Source organism: Solidesulfovibrio magneticus RS-1 (assembly GCF_000010665.1).
GTDB lineage: Bacteria > Desulfobacterota > Desulfovibrionia > Desulfovibrionales > Desulfovibrionaceae > Solidesulfovibrio > Solidesulfovibrio magneticus.
Window position 1 is genome coordinate 3,513,943 of sequence record NC_012796.1, and the last position, 20,162, is coordinate 3,534,104.

Genomic DNA, 20,162 nt, shown 5'->3' on the forward strand with positions numbered 1-20,162 from the left:
CTAGCCCAAGGCCTCGGCCCCGACGGCCTTTCGCAGATAGCAGACCTCAAAGGGGAGAGACTCGAAACGCGCCGCGCGAACGGCCCGAAAGCCCAGGGTTTCGTACCACTGCCGCAGCTCGTGCTGTTTGGCGATGATGCCGATTTCGACCTGCTCCGCGCCGACCTGCCCGGCCAGGGAGCAGGCCCGGCCGACCAGCAGCCGACCCAGCCCCAGGCGGCGGCAGGCGGGGGCCACGGCCAGTCGTTCCAGGATGCTGACCCCCTCGACCGGCCGGCGCAGGCCCACGCAGCCGCAAAGCGTTCCCCCGTCAAAGGCCAGCAACATGGTCGTGCCAAGCTCCATGCCGCGCTCAATGCGCTCCCGGGTCATGAGCGAGGGATGGGTCGGGCAGTTGCCGGCATTGAGGTCGAAACGCCGGGCCACGTCGCCGAAGGCCAGGACAATCAGCGCCGCGATGTCCCCGGCCTCGCCCATGTCGGCCTGGCGCACCATCCACGGCTTGCCCTCGCCGCCTCCCATGGCCGCATCCCGCGCCTCCGGCGGCGGGCTTGCCCGCTCATCCATGCGATCAGCCCGTCCTTTGCACCCAGAACTGGTACATATTGAGAAACGTGTCCGGGTTGTCGGCCTCAAAGGCGTGCCAATTGCTAAGATTGACGGCGGCCGGATCATCCGGGAAGCGGGAGTGGTAGGCCGCGACCACTTCCGGCTCGGCTTCCAGGCCAATGACGCGAAGGCCGTTTTCCAGACAGAAGGTCTTGATCTCCAGCAGGTCCAGGCAATGTTCCTGGACATGAAACAGGAGGTCGCGGCAGCCGCTGGCGCTGAAAAAATCCCCCAGCAGAAAGCGGCCCCAGCTCGGTTCCCAAGGCATGTCCAACAGTTCCTGGCGAAAGGCCCGGATGGTCTCGGGCGTGGCGGACAGGCCCCGGTCGGCGATCATCTGGCGCACCTTGGTGATGCCGCGCCGGGCCAGGCGACTGTAAAGCCCGATGCGCATGACCCCGCCCGGGCGCACTAGGGGGACAAGCGTCCGCCAGCCCCCGGCCGGATCGGCCAGATGGTGCAGCACGCCGGAAGACTCCACCAGATCGAAGTCGCGCCCCAGCCCGCCCAGACGCAGCAGGTCGGCCTGGGCGTATTCGATGTTGCCCACGCCCTGTTCCAGGGCCTTGCGCCGGGCGTAGCACAGACTGGTGAGGCTCAGGTCCACGGCCAGCACCCGCGCGCCGAGATAGGCCCGGGCTGTTTCCAGGGAATGCTGCCCCGTACCGCAGCCGGCCACCAGCACATCAAGAAACGGCCCGTCGGGCACGCCGGCCAGATCGGCCTGGGGGAAGCGTTCGCGTAAATTGGCGGCCAGTGTCACCGGCGCTTCGGCCGGGGCCGGCAACACCCAGCGGGGATAAGGATTTTCCTCGTACTGCCGCCGTACCAGCCGGGACACGTCGTCCTCGATGGGGGTCAGCGCCGGAATGCGGCCGCGCAGCTCCTGCTCGGCCGCCGGCTCGACAAGCTGCTGCGTCAGGACGCGGCCCACGGCCTCGGGCCAGGGGCGATCCAGCAGCCCGGCATGGCCGGGCACGGCCCGAAGCGGCCCGTAGGCGGCGGCGGCCAGCACCCAGGACGGCGCAATGAGTCCGCAGCCGGCCAGGGCGTCGGCCAGGCAGTCCCGCAGCACGGCCACGGCCACTTCCTCCTCGGCTGACACATGAAACACATATTCGTTGACCCGGCACTGCCGGGCCAGGGCGGCGTGGAAGGCCGTCACCCGCTCATCGGCGGGCGTGACGTCGCGGACGTGGGGTTCGTCGGCGGCGGCCTGGGCCAGCAGGCAGGACCGGGCCAGGGTCAGGAATCGCTCCAGGGCCGGGGAAGAAGCCGGGCCGGCGTCGAGCCAGGCGCGCAGCAGCGTGTCCCCGGCCACGGCCCCGGGCCTGGCCGGTCCGTAGAGATCCTGGGGTGTGAGCCGTCCGGGCCAGGCGGCCAGCGCCCGCTCCAGACAGCCGGCGATGACCGGATCGGCTTCCAGCATGGGCGAGACCACGCCCGCCACCTCGACGCTCCGGGTCCAAGGGTCGGTCAGGGCGGCCAGAAGCCGCTCGCGCCGAGGCGTGCCGGCAGCCGGGGCCGGCTGGCCGCGCAAACAGGCAACAAAGAGCCGGCGCAGTTCCGGCCCCGGCGTCAGGTCCAGGCCGGCCTCGACCACGGTCAGGGCGTCGGCCGGGTAGCCGCGCGCGATGAGCGTATTGGCCAGCAGGATACGGGCCTCGACCAGTCCGGGTTCCAGGCGCAGCGCCCGCCGGGCGTAGTCCTCGGCCTCGGCGGCGCGCCCCAGGGCCGTCAAGGCCACGCCGCAGTTGGCCAGGGCGTAGGCGTAGTCCGGGCACAGGGCCAGGGCCGCCTGGTAACGCGGCACGGCCTCGGCCGGCCGGCCCAGGGCGTAAAGGGTATTGGCGAGATTGTAGAGGGTGCGCGGCTGGTCCGGAGCGATGGCCAGGGAGGCCTCGTATTCCTGGCACGCTTCTTCCAGTTGGCCTTGGGATTCCAGGGCGTTGCCCCGGTTGTTCCTGGCCCCCACGGCCTCGGGATCGATGTCCAGGGCCCGGTCGAAACACGCCATGGCTTCCTCCGTTCGCCCCAGGCCGAAAAGCGCCAGCCCGAGATTGCTGTGCAGCCCCGCCTGCTGCGGGGCGATGGTCAAGGCGCGCCGTAGCGGGGAAATGGCCTGCTCGTTTCGCCCCTGGCGCAGCATGGCGGCGCTCAGGACGGTCCAGCCGTAGGCGTCGCCTGGGTGCAGCACGGTGAGTTTCGTTGCCCGCTCGACGATTTCGCCCAACCGCCCTTCCTGAAAAAGGAGGGCCACGGCCTGTTTTTCCGCCTGCTCCACGCCCTGCGCCGCCGCTCGTGTCCCCTCGGTCCGCATCCGCCACCCCGCCCGGTTGCCGTTGCCGCCGCTCTCCGTCCGCCCACACGCGCCGCCGGTCCGGCCACGCGCAGGCAAAGGACAAACGCAGGCTGGTCCGGGATTCCCGTGAGCCTAACACGGTTTTGCGCCGCCACCAAGGGGCCGGGCCGCCTACAGCGGCGAAGGCGAAGCAAAAGACTTGCCTGCGGCGGCCTTGAGCAGCCCCTTGCCGCGCCGCCGGGGCGGGCCGCGCGGCAAGGGCGGGTTGCGTGGCAATCGGGCGGGCTGCAGGAGGCAGGAGAAGGCCGGAGGCGGCCGGCGATCAGGCGGCCATGGCCCGGTCGCGGCCGGCGTTCTTGGCCTTGTACAGGGCGTCGTCGGCCCGGATCAGCAGGCTGTCCACGCAGTCGCCCGGGGCAAAAGCGGCCACGCCCAGGCTCACGGTCTGGACCGTGCCTGTCTCGAAGCGCTCACCCCGTACGGCCAAGCGCAGGCGCTCGGCCAGGACCAGGGCCGAGGCGGCGTCGGTTTCCGGGCACAGGACGAGAAATTCCTCGCCGCCCCAGCGGCCCACCATGTCGCTGGCCCGCACGGTCGCCTGGGCCGCTTCGGCCAGGGTTTTCAGCACCTTGTCCCCGACCAGATGGCCGTGGGCGTCGTTGACGGCCTTGAAGAGGTCCACATCGAACAGGATGACGGCAAAGGGCCGGTTGTAGCGCTCGGCCCGGTCGGCCTCCTGACGCAGCACGGCGTCGAGATGGGTGCGGTTGGCCAGACCGGTCAGGGGATCGGTGCGGGAGCGGCGCTCCAGCTCGGCGTAAAGCTTGTTGATGCGCAGGTTCCAGGCCACGACGATGGCCACGATGAGGGCAAAGCCTGCCGCAATGCGGCCGATGAGCCCGTAATCGGTCATGGTCTCGACGTTGATGGACACGTGGCGGTTGACGATCTCCTCGCGCTCGGCCGGGGTGATGGTACGCACGGCCTTGCTGAGGATGTCGCGAAGGCGCGGCATGTCCTTGGAGACGCCGATGCGCAGGGCGTTGTCGTAGCCCGGCAGCTTGCCGGCGATCTTGAGGTTGAAAAGCCCTTCCTTCTTGATGGTGTAGGCGGCCACCACCAGGGAACGCAGGGTCATGTCGGCCTTGCGCTCGGACACCATGTCCAGGGCCTCGCGCTCCGAGGCGCTGTTTAAGATGCGCAGGTTGGGATAGTCCCGGCGCACCCGCTCTTCCATGGAGGTGCCGGAGGGAAAGACGATGGTCTCTCCGGTCAGCTCGGCCGGATCGGCGATGAAGAAATGCTCCTCGCGGGTGATGAAGACATTGGCGTCGGTGAAAAGCGGCGGGGTGAAAAGCAGCCACTCGTCCCGGGCCGGGGTCTGGTTGAGAAAAGCCAAAAGCCGGCAGCGGCCGTCCTTGGAGGCGGCCACGGACTCGTCCCAATTGGCCGTGGGCACGATGCGGTAACGCAGCCCGGCCACCTCGGCCGCCAGCCGGAACAGGTCGGCCCCCACGCCCTCATACTGCCCCCGGGCGTTTAAACGCTCGAAAGGCGGCCAGTCCGGGTCCACGCAGACCGTCACCGGCCCGAGATCGCGGATATAGGCCCGCTCCTCGGGGGTGAAATTCGCCAGTTCGGCCCGGGCCGGACCGGCCAGACAGGCCAGAAAGCCCAGCCAGGCCAGACACGTCAGCAAGACGAAAGCCAGGAGGCCGCATCTCGGAGGAAAAGGCCCCGGACGCCGCGCCAGACCTGGGCGCGCAACGCCAGGGGCGCGAAAACCCTTCAAGAACCACCTCCGCTCCGACTTCGAGCCGCCAGGGCTGGCCGTCTGCCGGCAGCCGTATCGAAAGCGATTGCTCCGCCGCCAAACGGCGATACAGGACTATGCATGGTTTCAGACATACCCGGTAGGGAGATGGGCGGCAAGACCAAATGCCGCCAAAGCCCCCTGGCCCGTCCCGCCACGGTTGCCGGCCGGGGCAAGAAGAGCTAGAGATTCCCGGAACCTGACCGCCAAGGAGGCCGCCATGCCCGCCCTTCGCCTGGCCCTGTGCCAGCTCAATCCCACCGTCGGCGACGTGGCCGCCAACGCCGCCGACGTCGTCTCCCGCTTGACGGCGGCCCGGGACGGCGGGGCCGACATCGTCGTTTTCCCGGAGATGGTCGTGGCCGGCTATCCGCCCGAGGATTTGCTGCTCAAGCCCGATTTCGTGGCCGCCTGCATGGCCGCCGCCAGGGACATCGCCCGGGAGAGCCAGGGGCTGACGGCGATATTTGGCTGCCCCTGGTTTGAGGGCGACCTCGTAAACGCCGCCATTGTCGCCCATGACGGGGCCGTGGCCGGGATCGTTGCCAAGCGGTTTTTGCCCAATTACGGCGTGTTCGACGAGAACCGCTATTTCGCCGCCGGCCAGGGAACCACGGTCTTCGACCGGGGGGGCCTTATTTTCGGCGTGTCCGTGTGCGAGGACATCTGGTATCCCGACGGTCCGCCCACCGAGCAGGCCAAACATGGCGGGGCGCGGCTTTTGATCAACATTTCCGCCTCGCCCTACCACATGGGCAAGGGGACGTCCCGGGAGCGGATGCTGGCCACCCGAGCGGCGGACAACGGGGCCTTTGTGGCCTACGCCAACCTGGTCGGCGGCCAGGACGAGCTGGTCTTCGACGGCCACAGCCTGGTCTTCGCCCCGGACGGCGCGCTCCTGGCCCGGGGACGGCAATTCGACGAGGACATGGTCTGGTGTGATCTTGACGTCGATCTGCCCACCCGCCAGCGCTTGCTTGATCCGCGTTGCCGCAAATGGGAGCCGGCCCCGGCCTGCCGCCCGGTCCGCACGGCCCTTTCTCCCCTGGCCGCGCCGGCCCGGCCGGCCCTGGCCCAGGCGACCATGGCCGCTCCCCTGGAGCCGGTGGCCGAAGTCTATCGCGCCCTGGTCACGGCCACTCGGGATTACGTCCGCAAGTCCGGCTTTTGCGGCGTGGCGCTGGGACTTTCCGGCGGCATCGATTCGTCGCTGACAGCCATCATCGCCGCCGACGCCCTGGGGCCGGAAAACGTGCTGGGCGTAGCCATGCCCACCCGATTTTCCTCGGACGACAGCCTTGAGGACGCCCAGGCCCTGGCCGAGCGCCTGGGCATTGAGCTCAAGACCGTGGTCATCGAGCCGATCTTCCAGGCCTTCCTCGACGCCCTGGGTCCCATCTTCGGCGACCGGCCCTTTGACGTCACCGAGGAAAACCTCCAGCCGCGGGTTCGCGGCACGCTGCTCATGGCCCTGTCCAACAAGTTCGGCCGGCTGGTGCTGACCACGGGCAACAAGTCCGAGGTGGGCGTGGGCTACTCCACCCTCTACGGCGACACGGCCGGCGGCTACGCCGTCATAAAGGACGTGCCCAAGACCCTGGTCTACGCCCTGTCGCGCTGGCGCAACGAACAGGCGGGCCTCGACGTCATCCCCGAGCGGGTGCTGGTCAAGCCGCCCACGGCCGAGCTGCGGCCCAACCAGAAGGATTCCGACTCCCTGCCCGAATATGACGTGCTGGACCCGACCCTGCAGGCCTACGTGGAGCTGGGGTTGTCCCCGGCGGCCATGCTGGAGCGCGGCCTGGACCCGGCCGTGGTGGACCGGGTGACACGGCTGGTGGACCGCAATGAATACAAGCGCCGCCAAAGCCCGCCCGGCCCCAAGATCACCTCCCGAGCCTTCGGCAAGGACTGGCGGCTGCCCATCGTCAACCGCTACGCCCCGGATTGCGGCCCCTGCCCAACCTCGTAAGGCATCGGCCGCTTCCGACGACGTCGCCACCTGATGGCCGTGCCAGCGCGCCGAAGTTTGCTCACGTGCCGGCACGGCTACCGCAAGCGGCGGCGGCGGGACCGTTTCGCCCCGGTTCCCGGACTCGTACACGCCCTGCGGCCAGGGCCAGGCGGTTTCGCCGGCCTTGCCTGCCGCCCCTGCCTGACTCACCCGATATCGCGTTTCCCCACGTTCCCGGCCCCGGCCGGGAATTTCCTTATGACGCCTAAAGTTCCCCCCGGTTACGGCCGATGACGACGTAAAGGGATAATTTAACGGGGCGGACAGCCATGGCGCTGAGCGATTACGAACGCAGCCTGCTCATCGACACCTCGATGCAGATGATGCAGCAAAGCCTGTTGAGCAACTTCCTGTTCCAGTCGGGACCGGTGGGGCAAAGCCTGCGCGATATGATGCTCGCCCCGCGCAACGTCGTGCCGCGCACCAACCCCTTTGACGAGGCCATCACCGGCACCCTGCGGGCCGACGTGCGCACCACGCTGCAAAATGCCGCCAACGTCTCGGAAGCAGCCGCCATGGTCGGCATCGCCAACGAGAGCGTATCCACCATCAAGAGCAACCTGGAGGAGATGAAGGCCATCATCGAATCCATCAGCACCACGCCAACAGCCGCCCAGACCAGCACCTACAATTCCCTGCGCAGTGAGATATTAAGCCTCATTCCGCAAACGGAGTATAACGGCATATCGCTGCTTGACGGCACGAAGTGGAACACGGACCAGATCGATTCAAACGGCAACGTCTACATACAGGCCTACAAAAACGGCGGTTTCAACGTCAATTTCCAGGACTTCAACGCCCTGAACTTCACGCAGCTCACCAGCGCCAATCTAAATAACGCCGCCAACCGGGCCACGGAACTGTCAAGAGTCACCAACAAGCTCACCAGCACCACCATCATCAACGACATCTACACCAACCGCCAAAGCGGGCTGGAATACCAGGCCGAAAACCTCAAGGGACAGTCCGAACTGCTGGAACAGGCCGTGGAAGCCCGGCGCCAACAGCCCACCACCTCCACCGAAGACATCCTGCTCAACCTGCTGCTGCGCGACACCGGCTCGCTGCTCGACACGTCGAGTTAGGAAGAAACCGGAAGGGATGCCTCCGGCGGCTGGGGGCCTGAGGCCCCCAGCCCCCCCCCATATGGAGAAAGGTTTAAGGGGGTTTCGGCGTGGGATGGCTCTCTGTCGGCCGAGAAGTCCAAGAGGGCTCGGGGCCTCAGCGCAGCTGGCTGTCCTTGTTGCCGCGCCGGTTGTAGAGGCTGGCCGCGCCGTCGTCGGCGTCGCGTTCCTCCTGGCAGGCCACGCACAGCCGCACCCCGGGCAGGGCCTTGCGCCGGGCCTCGGGGATGGCCTCGCCGCATGCCTCGCAGACAAGCAAACTTTCGCCGCGCGGCAACCGGCTGCGCGCCCGGGCCGCCTCGTCTTCCACGGAATGGGCGATCTGGTCCTGCACCGCGCCGTCCGCTGTCCAACCACCGGCCATGTTCACTCCTCCCCCGCGCCATCCATGCCGCGAAACAAAGCCCCTGACAAGCCCGGCCAGACCAGAGGGAAACGGTCTATCCCCTGCCCCGCCCCACGGCCAGGGCGGCCTCGATGGCACGACCCAGCGCGGCCTTTTCCACGGGCTTGGACAGGTAGACGTCGGCTCCGGCGGCCAGACAACGGTCACGGTCCTCGGTAAAGGCGCAGGCCGTCATGACGACGATGGGAACCCCGGCCTTGGCCGCGAAGCGAGGTTCGCCGCGAATGGCCCGGATGGCCGTCAGGCCGTCCATCTCGGGCATTTGCAGGTCCATGACCACCAGATCGAAATCCGCCTCGACCAGGGCGGCCAGGGCCAGCGCGCCGTTGGCCACGTCCGTGACGACATGCCCCAGACGCCGCAGCAACTGGCGACAGGCCAGACGGCTGATGGCGTCGTCCTCGGCCACCAGCACCCGCAGTCCAGTCGGCGCGAGTGCTGCGGCATCACGGTCCGGCAACGGACAGGACGCGGCCAGCCGGTATTCGAAGGTCAGATAGACGTCGGCCCCCTCCCCCTCTCGGCTGTCGATGGTCACCTCGCCGCCCAAAAGACGCATCAATTCCCGGACAATGGACAATCCCAGGCCGACACCGGACGGCCCCGCCGCGACCTGCTGGCCTTGCTCCTGGGAAAACACCGTGCACAGACGCGGCAGGAAGCCTTCGGAAACGCCCGGGCCGTCGTCGGAAACCAGACAACGCACCAGGGCCTTATCACCCCGTGCACGGACAAGCCGGAACTCGATCCGCACCCCGCCCTTGGTGGTGAACTTGACGGCATTGCCGATGATGTTGTTGAGCACCCGGCGCAATTTCTGGGAATCGCCGGTCACCTGTTCCGGCAAGGCTTCGTCCAGGAAGAGGCTCCAGGCCAGCCCCTTGGCCAGGGCCAGGGCGGCCAGGGGGGCGCAGGCTTCCTTGATGACGGCCGGCAACGAAAACGCCTCCTGGACGGTTTCCAGACGGCCGGATTCGATGCGGGAGAGGTCCAAAAGGTCCGAGACCAGCGCGCCAAGATGGCGCGCCGACGCCAGGGCAGCCCCCAGGCAATCCCGGTCCGCAGGGGTGAGCTCGGCTTCTTCCAGCACCTGCAACATGCCGAGCAGGCCATTTAAGGGCGTGCGCACCTCATGGCTCATGGTGGCCAAAAACAGGCTCTTGGCCGCATTGGCTTCATCGGCCCGACGCCGGGCGGCAATGAGCGCCGCTTCCGCCTGCTTGGCGGCGGTGACGTCCTGGATGATGCCGAACACCGTGCCGGCGGCGGGGTCGTAGGTGGCCCGTGAGTGGATGTCGATGAGCGCCCCGTCGGTTGGCCGCCGTATCTGGAAATCCACAGCATAGGGTTCGCCGTGTGCGAGCAACGCCGTCCAACTGGCGTTGAGCATCTGGCGATACTGGGGCAAGGGCCGGTCCTTGGCCTCGTCCAGGGTCATCTCTTTGTCGCCAAGCCCATAGATGCGCCGCGCCCCTTCGGAGGTGGAGAGCGCGCCGGTGGCCACATCCACTTCCCAGTTGCCGGTCATGGCCACGAGTTCGGCCCGCTGGAGGCGCTTGCGACTGGCTTCCAGCTCCTCGGTCCGGGCTGAGAGGGCGGCCAGGCGCTCGTGATTGCTTCGGTGAAGCCGGCACACGAGAAGGGCCAGCAACGGCATGGTGGCCAGAAAAACGATCAGTCGCTGGACATTGACCGGGCTGTAGCGAAAAAGCGCTTCTGGCTGGGACCAGTCCACCAGCACATAGCCCAAAGCAATGGCCACGCTGCAAAAACCGGCCAGACAACCGCCGAGAAAGGCCGACAGGGCGATAGATAGGGCAAAAATGAGGACCGGATTGGGAATCGTGAGGCCATAGACCTTGCACAGGCTGAGCACAACGACGGTCAGCACGGTCAAGAGTATTCCGGTCCAGGTTCGCAGCATGGCCGTCAATCCGTTTTCTTGTCTCTGCAGCATACCAGACTATGCATGTTGCAAAACTGAAAAATTTCCGGCCAAAATCCAAGGCCGTTGCCATCGGGTTGACGTTGACCGGAAGCTGCCGTCTGGCCTCAGCCTGACCGCATCCTGAAAAGATCACGTAACCATACTTATGATTCAACTGTCTATCTTTTCCACCACTACTGTGCGCCAATCTCGCCCCTTTCGCAACCGGAAAGCCACTTTACCAGACCGACGGTCAAAATACATTTTTTTTGTCCGGTGAAGCTCCATGGCAATTGTCGAGAACATCGGGATATTGCATAATGCCGGACAGGACAATCTTTGGGGCGACATCGGCTCTTCGTAAACAAAAATCCCCAAACTGGCGACACCCTGGATGCGTATGTCACCCAATATCCTTTGGCAGCCGAGCACGACGCAAAAGTGTTTTTTGACCGCCGCCTGCTTCGTGCTGATCGACCTCATCGCCCGCCTCCACTACGTCACCGGCTTCGCCTACGAGTTCAACAGCCTCTATACATTGCCCTTGCTGGTCTCGGCCTGGTGTCTGGGCAACATCGCCTGCGTTTGCACCACCGTATTTTGCCTGGCCGAGTGGGCGTATACGGACATCCGCCTGGACGGCGGCCAGTCGGGGCTTTTGCCCCTTGTCTGCAACACCACGACCCGGGCCGTGACCATCGGCTGCGTCATCGTACTCATGAAACGGCTGCGCCGGGCCTTGCAGCAGGAATGGGACAACTCGCGCCAGGACCTGCTCAGCGGGCTGTGGAACCGACGCTATTTTTTGGAATTGGGCGCGACCATCCTGACCTTTGCCAAACGCCATGACCTGCCCGTCACCATGGCCTTCATGGACCTCGACCGCTTCAAGGAGGTCAACGACACCTTGGGCCACGCCGTGGGCGACGACCTGCTGCGGACCGTGGCCGCCGCCATGCGGGCCCATTTCCGGTACGAGGACCTGCTGGCGCGGCTTGGCGGCGACGAGTTCGCGGCCATCATGCCGGGTATGACGGCGCAGGACGCCCAGACTCGTCTGGAATCCTTGCGCGACAAGATCCGGGAAGCCATGGACCAGCGGCGTTGGCCGGTCACGCTGAGCATCGGCGCGGTCTCTTTCGTCGTGGTCGAAGGCGGCATCGAGGACATGGTGAGCGCCGCCGACGCCGTCATGTACGAGGCAAAGGCGGCCGGCCGGGACCGCCTCGTGCTGCACACCTACCCGCCTGCTCCGGCCGCCTGACCTCGTCGCCCGAGCCGGCCGCCGGACTTGGCTGGCGGACTCCTCCTCTCGCCCTGGCACAACCGACGCCGACAACGTAAAAAAGGGGACCCCTTTCGGAGTCCCCTGGCTTGTCGTTTGACGCCCTGAACGGCTAGTCGAGATCGATGCTGCCGACGATGGGGCTTTCTTCCAGCTCTTCCAGGAACCGGTCGGGGCGCTCGGGCTGGCGCGGCACGGCGATTTCGCTGTCCATGTAGCGACGGTAGCCGGTGCCGGCCGGGATGAGCCGGCCCACGATGACGTTTTCCTTAAGTCCCCGCAGGGAGTCGTCCTTGCCCATGAGCGAGGCTTCGGTGAGCACCTTGGTGGTCTCCTGGAAGGAGGCCGCCGAGATGAACGAATCCGTGGACAGCGAGGCCTGGGTGATGCCGAGCACCAGCGGTTCGGCCATGGCGGGCTTGAGGCCCTCTTCCATGACCCGGAGGTTCTCTTCCATGAAGCGGATCTTGTCGACCTGCTCGCCGATGAGGAAGTTGGTCTCGCCAGAATCGAGGATGGAGACCTTTTTCAGCATCTGGCGCACGATGATTTCGATGTGCTTGTCGTTGATGCCCACGCCCTGGAACCGGTACACGTCCTGGATTTCGTCCACAAGGTACTTGGCCAGGAACTTCTCGCCCTTGATCTTCAGGATATCGTGCAATTCCGGGTAGCCTTCGGTCAGCAGTTCGCCGGCCTCCACGAAGTCGCCTTCCTGGACCGTGACGTGCTTGCCGCGCGGGATGAGGTATTCCTTGGGATCGCCAGCCTCGGGGGTGACGATGATCTTGCGCTTGCCCTTGGTTTCCGGGCCAAAGGAGACCAGGCCGTCAATTTCCGAGACGACCGCCATTTCCTTGGGCTTGCGGACTTCGAAGAGCTCGGCGACGCGCGGGAGACCGCCGACGATGTCCTTGGTCTTGGACGATTCGCGGGGCTTACGGGCGATGATGTCGCCTTCGAAGACCTCCTGGCCGTCGCGCAGCATGAGAATCGCGCCCACGGGCATGGAGAAGATGGCCGGGGTGTTGGTGCCGGGTCGGAACTTGGGATTGCCGCGCTCGTCCACGATGGAGACCGACGGACGGTACGAAGTGGTGCGGTATTCGATGATGGTCTGCGTGGCGCGCTTGGTGGCGTCGTCCACCTTCTCCTGGTAGGTCTTGCCTTCCACGATGTCGGTGAACTTGATCACGCCGGCGACGTCGGTGACAAACGGTTCGTTGAACGGGTCCCATTCGGCCAGCAGCTGGTCCTTTTTCACTTCCTGACCGGCCACGGCGTAGAGTTTCGCGCCGGACGGCAGGCTGTAGCGCTCGCGCTCGCGGCCCTGGTCGTCGACCACCGACACCTGGCCGGACTTGCCCATCATGATGGTGTGGCCCTGCTGGTTGACGATGGACTTGACACGCGAGAGCACGATGCGACCGCTGTGCTGGGCCGTCACCGACGACTGGGCGATTTCGCGCGCCGCCGTGCCGCCGATGTGGAAGGTGCGCATGGTGAGCTGGGTGCCCGGCTCGCCGATGGACTGGGCGGCGATGATGCCCACGGTCTCGCCGACGTTGACCAGGTGTCCCCGGGCCAGGTCGCGGCCGTAGCACATGGCGCACACGCCGTGTTTGGACTGGCAGGTCAGGGTCGAGCGGATCATCAGCGAGCTGAAGCCCTTGTCTTCGATGACCTGGGCGTAGTGCTCGTCAATGAGCGCGTTGGTCGGGATGATGACCTCGTCGGTGACCGGATCGTAGACGTCGAACATGCAGGTCCGGCCCAGGGCGCGCTCGTGAACGCGCTGCTTGATGTCGCCGGCCTTGACGTAGTGGGTGATCTCCAGGCCGTCGACGGTGCCGCAATCGATCTCGGTGATGATGACGTCCTGGACGACGTCGACCAGACGGCGGGTCAGGTAACCGGAGTTGGCGGTCTTGAGCGCCGTGTCGGCCAGACCTTTACGAGCGCCGTGGGTGGAGTTGAAGTACTGGGCGACCGAGAGGCCCTCGCGGAAGTTCGAGGTAATGGGCGTCTCGATGATTTCGCCCGACGGCTTGGCCATGAGGCCGCGCATGCCGGCCAGCTGGCGCATCTGGTCCTGGTTGCCTCGCGATCCGGAGTGGATCATCATGAAGATCGGGTTGCTGGAGGTGTTTTTCTCCACCCGTCCCGAGGCTTCATCGGTGAGCGTATCCCAGGAGATCTCCTTCATCATTTCCGTGGCCACGTCGTTGGTGGCCTTGGTCCAGACGTCGACGACCTTGTTGTATTTCTCGGTACGGGTGATGATGCCCTCGCCGTACTGGACTTCGATGTCGTCCACTTCGTTCTGGGCGGCGGTCAGGAGCTTGGCCTTGGTGGACGGGATGGCCAGATCCTTGACGCCGATGGAGACGCCGGCTCGGGTGGCGTACTCGTAGCCGAGGTCTTTTAAGCGGTCGCACAGGATGACCGTGGCCTTGGTGCCGGCCATGCGGTAGGTGTCGCCCACGAGCTTGCCGATGCTGCGCTTGTTGAGCACGGTGTTGACCAGCTCGAAGGGCACGCCCTCGGGCATGAGTTCGCCGACGATGATGCGGCCCGGCGTGGTTTTGACCCGCTCGCCGTTTATGCGGCAGGTGATGCGGGCGTGCAGGCTCACCACCCCGGCGTCCACGGCGCAGATGACCTCGCCGGTGTCGGCGAAGATCTTGCCCTCGCCCTTGGCGAAGCTGCGCTCGATGGTGAGGTAGTACAGCCCCAGGACGATGTCCTGGGACGGCACGATGATGGGCGTGCCGTTGGCCGGCGACAGGATGTTGTTGGTGGACATCATGAGCACGCGGCATTCGATCTGGGCTTCCACGGACAGGGGCACGTGGACGGCCATCTGGTCGCCGTCGAAGTCGGCGTTGTAGGCCGAGCAGACGAGCGGATGCAGCTGGATGGCCTTGCCTTCAACCAGCGTCGGCTCAAAGGCCTGGATGCCCAGGCGGTGCAGCGTCGGGGCGCGGTTTAAAAGAATCGGATACTCGCGCACCACGTCTTCGAGGATGTCCCAGACCACCAGCTCTTCGCGCTCGACCATCTTCTTGGCCGTCTTGATCGTGGTGGCCAGGCCCTTCTCTTCCAGCTTGGAATAGATGAAGGGCTTGAAAAGCTCCAGGGCCATCTTCTTGGGCAGGCCGCACTGATGGAGCTTGAGCCGGGGGCCGACGACGATGACCGAACGGCCGGAGTAGTCGACGCGCTTGCCAAGCAGGTTCTGACGGAAACGGCCCTGCTTGCCCTTGATCATGTCGGACAGGGACTTGAGCGGCCGGCCGTTGGTGCCGGTGATGGCCCGGCCGCGACGGCCGTTGTCAAAAAGCGCGTCCACGGCTTCCTGGAGCATGCGCTTTTCGTTGCGGATGATGATGTCCGGCGCGCCAAGCTCAATGAGCCGCTTGAGGCGGTTGTTGCGGTTGATCACGCGGCGGTAGAGGTCGTTGAGATCGGAGGTGGCGAAGCGGCCGCCGTCCAGGGGGACCAGGGGGCGCAGCTCGGGCGGGATGACCGGAATGACTTCCATGATCATCCACTCGGGCTTGTTGGCCGATTCGATGAAGGCCTCGACGACCTTGAGGCGCTTGATGATCTTTTTCTTTTTCGTCTGCGACTTGGTGGTCATGGACTCTTCGCGCAGCTCGGCGCGAAGGGTCAGCAGATCGATCTCCTCAAGCAGGCCGCGCACGGCTTCCGCGCCCATGCCCACGACCAGAGCGTCCTCGCCGCCGTAGTGGTCGATGACCTGGATGTACTGCTCCTCGGAAATGACCTGGAACTTGGTGAGGTTGGTGTCCTTAGGGTCGAGCACCAGATAGGAGTCGAAATAGAGAACCTTTTCCAGGTCCACCATGGTCATGTCGAGCAGGGTGCCGATCTTGGACGGCAGGGTCTTCAAAAACCAGATATGGGCCACCGGGGCGGCCAGTTCGATGTGGCCCATGCGCTCGCGGCGGACCTTGGAGGCGATGACTTCAACGCCGCACTTTTCGCACACGATGCCGCGGTGCTTCATGCGCTTGTACTTGCCGCAGTTGCACTCGTAGTCTTTGACCGGTCCGAAGATCTTGGCGCAAAACAGGCCGTCGCGCTCGGGTTTGAAGGTCCGGTAGTTGATGGTCTCGGGCTTTTTGACTTCGCCAAACGACCATTCCCGGATCTTTTCGGGAGAGGCGATGGAAATGCGAATGGATTTGAGCGTACGGCTGGACACGGCGGTCTGGCCGATGCCGCGCATGCTGAACAATTCGTCCAGGGACATACGGTCACCTCGTATGGCGGGAGGACTTCCCCGCGGCTGCGCCGCCGGATGGCCGGCGGGCTGGTTGGGACGTGAAGCTTATGTCGAAGGCCCGGGGCGTTTGAGGGCGAGCGGACCAGGGGGCGGCCCCGCGCCAGGCCGCTTTCGGGAGATCATCCCAAAGGCGGCCGGCGCAGGGGTCCCGGGTGCGCCGCTAGCGCCGCGGCGGAGCCTTAGCGATCTTTTTTTCGTCCTGGATGAGGTCCACGTCGAGGCCCAGGGACATGAGTTCCTTGACCAAGACGTTGAAGGACTCGGGCAACCCGGCTTCCAGGAAATTGTCGCCCTTGACGATCTTCTCGTACATCTTGACGCGGCCGCCGACGTCGTCGGACTTGACGGTCAAGAACTCCTGCAGGAGGTACGACGCGCCGTAGGCTTCCAGGGCCCAGACTTCCATTTCACCCAGACGCTGGCCGCCGAACTGGGCCTTGCCGCCCAGCGGCTGCTGGGTGACCAGGGAGTACGGGCCAGTGGAACGGGCGTGGATCTTCTCGTCGACCAAGTGGTGGAGCTTTAAGATGTACATGCACCCCACGGTGACCGGCCGGTGGAAAGCCTCGCCGGTGCGGCCGTCGTAGAGGGTGACCTTGCCGTCCTCGGGCAGGCCGGCCAGCTTGAGCCAGCTCCACAGCTCGTCTTCGGTGGCGCCGTCAAAGACCGGGGTCTTGGCCACGATGCCGTTTTTGAGCGCGCGCAGGGCATCACGCAGGTCGTCGTCGGACATGCCGTCGATAAGGGCCGTGGTCTCTTCGGTGTCGAAGACCGCCTTGGCCCGGTCGCGCACGCCTTCCATGGCCTTGCCGGAATCGACCATCTCGGCCAACTGGCGGCCAAGCTCCATGCCGGCCCAGCCCAGGTGGGTTTCGAGGATCTGGCCGATGTTCATACGCGAAGGCACGCCCAGGGGGTTGAGCACGATGTCCACGGGACGGCCGTGGGAGAAAAAGGGCATGTCCTCGATGGGCAGGATGCAGGACACGACGCCCTTGTTGCCGTGGCGGCCGGCCATTTTATCGCCGACGTTGAGCTTGCGCTTCACCGCCACGTAGACCTTGACCATCTTGATGACGCCAGGCGGCAGATCGTCGCCCTCGGTGGTCTTCTCGCGCTTCTGGTCGTAGAGGCCCTTGATGAACTGGATGTGGCGGTCGTACTCGTCCAGCACCTCGGCCACGGCCTCGTTGGTCTCCTTGGAGGTAAAAAGCCCGGACAATTTCTTGACCGGCAGCGCCTCCAGGACCTCCTGGGTCATGGGGTGGTTGGCTTCGAGAAGCACTTCGCCTTTCTTCACGCCCTTTATGGTCTGGAACACGGTCTTGCCCGAGACCACCGGCCACAGCCGGCGACGCACGTTGGCGGCGATGGCGGCGGCGTGCTGGCCTTCCTTGGTGTCCAGGCGGGCCAGCTCGAAGTCCTCGATCTGGCGGGTGCGGTCGTCCTTCTCGCCGGAGCGGCGGTTGAACACGCGCACGTCGATGACCGTGCCCTCGATTCCGGGCGGAACCTTCAGCGAGGTGTTTTTGACGTCCCGGGCCTTGTCGCCGAAGATGGCCCGCAGGAGCTTTTCTTCGGGGGTCAGCTGGGTCTCGCCCTTGGGCGTGATCTTGCCGACCAGGATGTCGTCCGGGGCCACACGGGCGCCAATGCGGATGATGCCGCAGTCGTCGAGGTCTTTGAGCATCTCCTCGCCGACGTTGGGAATATCGCGGGTGATTTCCTCAGGTCCGAGCTTGGTGTCGCGGGCCACGACCTCGAACTCCTCGATGTGCACCGAGGTGAAGGTGTCGTCCTTGACCGCATTTTCGGAAATGAGGATGGAGTCTTCGTAGTTGTAGCCGCACCAGGGCATGAACGCGACCAGCAGGTTCTTGCCCAGGGCCAGTTCGCCGTCGCGGATGCCCGGGCCGTCGGCCAGGACGTCGCCCTTGACCACCCGCTGCCCGACCAGCACGCGCGGCACCTGGCCGAAGCAAGTGTTCTGGTTGGACTTGTGGTGTTTGAGCAGTTCGTAGGTCTTGGCCGAACCGGTGTCCGTGCCCACGGCCGGATCGTCGTAGCACACGATGATGCGCTCGGCGTCGGCGTAGTGGACGAAGCCCTCGCCCTCGGCCAGGATGCAGGAGCCGGAATCCTTGGCCACCGCGCCTTCCATGCCGGTGCCGACCAGCGGCTGCTCGCAGCGCAAAAGCGGCACGGCCTGGCGCTGCATGTTCGAACCCATGAGGGCGCGGTTGGCGTCGTCGTGTTCAAGGAACGGGATGAGCGCGGCCGAAACGGACACGATTTGGCTCGGCGAAATATCCATCAAGGTGACCTGCTCGCGCGGGATCACCACCTGGTCGCCGCGAATGCGCGCGCCGACCATGGAGTTGATGAAGGCCTTGTTCTCGTCCAGGGGCGCGTTGGCGCCGGCGATGACCTCGTCGATTTCGCGGGTGGCGTCGAGGTAGATGGTCTCGCCGGTGAGCTGGCCGTCCTTGACGACCTTATAGGGCGTCTCGATGAAGCCGAAGTCGTTGACCTTGGAGTGGGTGGTCAAGGACACGATAAGACCGATGTTCGGGCCTTCCGGCGTTTCGATGGGGCAGATGCGGCCGTAGTGCGAGGTGTGGACGTCGCGGACCTCGAAGCCGGCGCGCTCGCGGGTGAGGCCGCCCGGTCCAAGGGCCGACAGGCGGCGCTTGTGGGTGACTTCCGAGAGCGGGTTGGTCTGGTCCATGAACTGCGACAGCTGGGAGGTGCCGAAGAATTCCTTGAGGACCGCGGCCACGGGCTTGGGGTTGATGAGGTCGTGGGGCATGAGGGTGGCCACTTCCTGAAGGCTCATGCGCTCCTTGATGGCACGCTCCATGCGCACAAGCCCGATGCGGTACTGGTTCTCGACCAGCTCGCCCACGGGACGCACCCGGCGGTTGCCCAGGTGGTCGATGTCGTCGGCCGGACCGTGGGAATCCTTGAGGAATGTCAGGTGCTTGACGGCCTTGAGGATGTCGTCGTTGGCCAGGGTGCGGAAATCCAGCGGCTGATCCACCTTGAGGCGCGCATTGATCTTGTAGCGGCCCACCGGGGACAGGTCGTAGTAGTCCGGATTGCGGAACAGGTTCTCAAAGAAGTTGGCCGCGATTTCCGGAGTCGGCGGCGAGGACGGACGCAGGCGGCGGTAGATTTCCACCTGGGCCGTGATGGTGTCGATGGTCTTGTCGAGGGCCAACGTGTCGCGAATGGACGACGAGGTGTCCACGCCCCGGGTGTGCAGCAGCGAGAGCTCGACGATGCCGGCGTCCTTGAGCTTCTCGATGAGGTCGGCGTTGAGTTCGTCTCCGGCCTCGGCCATCACTTCGCCGGTGGCCGGATCGGCCAGGTCCTCGGCCAGGAACAGCCCCAGCAGCGTGGCCGGATCGACCTCGACCTTCTCGATGCCGGCTTCGAGCATGAGCCGCCAAGCCCGTTTGGTGATGGGCTTGTCCACAGCGACAATGACCTTGCCCTCGCTGTCGCGAATCTCGGAATAGGCCTTCTCCTTGCGGTAGAAATCGGGAAGGACCTGGCGGAAGACGTGATGCGGCTCGAAGGTGAAGTGTTCGACCTCGTAGAAATAGCGCAGGATGTCGGCGCGCGACATGCCCATGGCCTTGAACAGGATGGTGGCGGGCATCTTGCGGCGGCGGTCGATGCGCACGTACAGGATGTCCTTGTGGTCGTAGTCGAAGTCGAGCCAGGAGCCGCGCATGGGGATGATGCGGCAGGAATAGAGGACCTTGCGGCTGGTGTGGCTTTTACCGGAGTCGTGCTCGAAGATGATGCCCGGGGAGCGCTGGAGCTGGTTGACGATGACGCGCTCGGTGCCGTTGATGATAAACGTGCCTTTCTCGGTCATAAGCGGCACGGTACCGAAATAGATGATCTGTTCCTTGATGTCCCGGATGGTGCGGTTTTCCGTCTCTTCATCCACGTCGTACACGACCAGGCGGACCTTGATGCGCAGGGGCGCCTCGAAGGTCAGGCCTTTGGCGATACACTCGGGCACGTCGTATTTCGGTTCGCCGATTTCGTAGCTGACGTATTCCAGCGAGGCGGTGCGATTGAAGTCCTCGATGGGAAAGACCGAACGGAAGACGCCTTCAAGTCCCGCGTCCTCCCGGCTGGTGGGAGGAATATCTTTTTGCAGAAACAGCTCGTAGGAGTCGATCTGCAGATTGAGCAGATGGGGAATGGTCAGCGTTTTGACGATCTTGCCGAAATTTTTGGTCAGCTGGGCCATTGTGTCCTCTGTTGCAGGGCTACGACGTTGGAAAGATGCGTGGCGTGCGGGACGCCTGTCATTGGCCTTGCGGAGCGCGCGTCGCGCCTGGTTTGTCCCT

At 65.2% G+C, this 20,162-nt stretch carries 10 protein-coding genes; 3 read left to right on the plus strand and 7 right to left on the minus strand.

Going from position 1 to position 20,162, the window contains the following annotated elements; translation table 11 throughout:
- From DMR_RS14835 to DMR_RS14845, 3 genes are all read right to left on the minus strand, one after another.
- Positions 1 to 567, minus strand: a complete 567-nt coding sequence (locus tag DMR_RS14835) for a GNAT family N-acetyltransferase (protein WP_015861756.1) — start codon at positions 565 to 567, stop codon at positions 1 to 3.
- 4 nt (positions 568 to 571) lie between these two features.
- Positions 572 to 2,893 carry a tetratricopeptide repeat protein gene (locus DMR_RS14840; RefSeq protein WP_232502808.1) on the minus strand — a complete coding sequence of 774 codons (2,322 nt, stop codon included), beginning with the start codon at positions 2,891 to 2,893 and terminating at the stop codon, positions 572 to 574.
- A gap of 340 nt (positions 2,894 to 3,233) precedes the next feature.
- On the minus strand, positions 3,234 to 4,610 hold the full coding sequence (locus tag DMR_RS14845) for a diguanylate cyclase (RefSeq protein ID WP_015861758.1): 1,377 nt from the start codon (positions 4,608 to 4,610) through the stop codon (positions 3,234 to 3,236).
- 334 nt (positions 4,611 to 4,944) lie between these two features.
- Between DMR_RS14845 and DMR_RS14850 the strand changes: the two genes are divergently transcribed.
- Together DMR_RS14850 and DMR_RS14855 are read left to right on the plus strand one after the other, a co-directional pair.
- The gene (locus tag DMR_RS14850) at positions 4,945 to 6,696 is read left to right on the plus strand and encodes an NAD+ synthase (RefSeq protein ID WP_015861759.1); all 1,752 of its coding nucleotides are present in this window, start codon (positions 4,945 to 4,947) and stop codon (positions 6,694 to 6,696) included.
- A 311-nt stretch (positions 6,697 to 7,007) separates the two neighbouring features.
- The gene (locus tag DMR_RS14855; protein ID WP_015861760.1) at positions 7,008 to 7,823 is read left to right on the plus strand and encodes a hypothetical protein; all 816 of its coding nucleotides are present in this window, start codon (positions 7,008 to 7,010) and stop codon (positions 7,821 to 7,823) included.
- A gap of 136 nt (positions 7,824 to 7,959) precedes the next feature.
- Here the strand turns inward: DMR_RS14855 and DMR_RS14860 are convergent, their stop codons facing one another.
- Together DMR_RS14860 and DMR_RS14865 are read right to left on the minus strand one after the other, a co-directional pair.
- A complete protein-coding gene (locus DMR_RS14860) occupies positions 7,960 to 8,226 on the minus strand; it encodes a DksA/TraR family C4-type zinc finger protein (RefSeq protein WP_015861761.1) in 267 nt (88 codons plus the stop codon).
- 76 nt (positions 8,227 to 8,302) lie between these two features.
- Positions 8,303 to 10,192, minus strand: a complete 1,890-nt coding sequence (locus DMR_RS14865) for a response regulator (protein WP_148208452.1) — start codon at positions 10,190 to 10,192, stop codon at positions 8,303 to 8,305.
- Between the two features lie 403 nt (positions 10,193 to 10,595).
- Between DMR_RS14865 and DMR_RS14870 the strand changes: the two genes are divergently transcribed.
- A complete protein-coding gene (locus tag DMR_RS14870) occupies positions 10,596 to 11,459 on the plus strand; it encodes a GGDEF domain-containing protein (protein ID WP_148208453.1) in 864 nt (287 codons plus the stop codon).
- Positions 11,460 to 11,592: 133 nt separating this feature from the next.
- On the opposite strand, the gene rpoC is transcribed toward DMR_RS14870, so the two are convergent.
- Together rpoC and rpoB are read right to left on the minus strand one after the other, a co-directional pair.
- A complete protein-coding gene (rpoC, locus tag DMR_RS14875; RefSeq protein WP_015861764.1) occupies positions 11,593 to 15,759 on the minus strand; it encodes a DNA-directed RNA polymerase subunit beta' in 4,167 nt (1,388 codons plus the stop codon).
- A gap of 193 nt (positions 15,760 to 15,952) precedes the next feature.
- Positions 15,953 to 20,062 (minus strand): DNA-directed RNA polymerase subunit beta, encoded by a 4,110-nt coding sequence (rpoB, locus tag DMR_RS14880; protein WP_015861765.1) that lies wholly within the window; start codon positions 20,060 to 20,062, stop codon positions 15,953 to 15,955.
- Between the last annotated feature and the right edge of the window lie 100 nt (positions 20,063 to 20,162).

Bases quoted from the DNA above. Each gene is read 5' to 3' on its own strand.
- DMR_RS14870 (WP_148208453.1), top strand. From the start codon at position 10,596: ATGTCACCCAATATCCTTTGGCAGCCGAGCACGACGCAAAAGTGTTTT.
- rpoC (WP_015861764.1), bottom strand. From the start codon at position 15,759: ATGTCCCTGGACGAATTGTTCAGCATGCGCGGCATCGGCCAGACCGCC.
- DMR_RS14835 (WP_015861756.1), bottom strand. From the start codon at position 567: ATGGATGAGCGGGCAAGCCCGCCGCCGGAGGCGCGGGATGCGGCCATG.
- DMR_RS14865 (WP_148208452.1), bottom strand. From the start codon at position 10,192: ATGCTGCGAACCTGGACCGGAATACTCTTGACCGTGCTGACCGTCGTT.
- DMR_RS14855 (WP_015861760.1), top strand. From the start codon at position 7,008: ATGGCGCTGAGCGATTACGAACGCAGCCTGCTCATCGACACCTCGATG.
- rpoB (WP_015861765.1), bottom strand. From the start codon at position 20,062: ATGGCCCAGCTGACCAAAAATTTCGGCAAGATCGTCAAAACGCTGACC.
- DMR_RS14860 (WP_015861761.1), bottom strand. From the start codon at position 8,226: ATGGCCGGTGGTTGGACAGCGGACGGCGCGGTGCAGGACCAGATCGCC.
- DMR_RS14850 (WP_015861759.1), top strand. From the start codon at position 4,945: ATGCCCGCCCTTCGCCTGGCCCTGTGCCAGCTCAATCCCACCGTCGGC.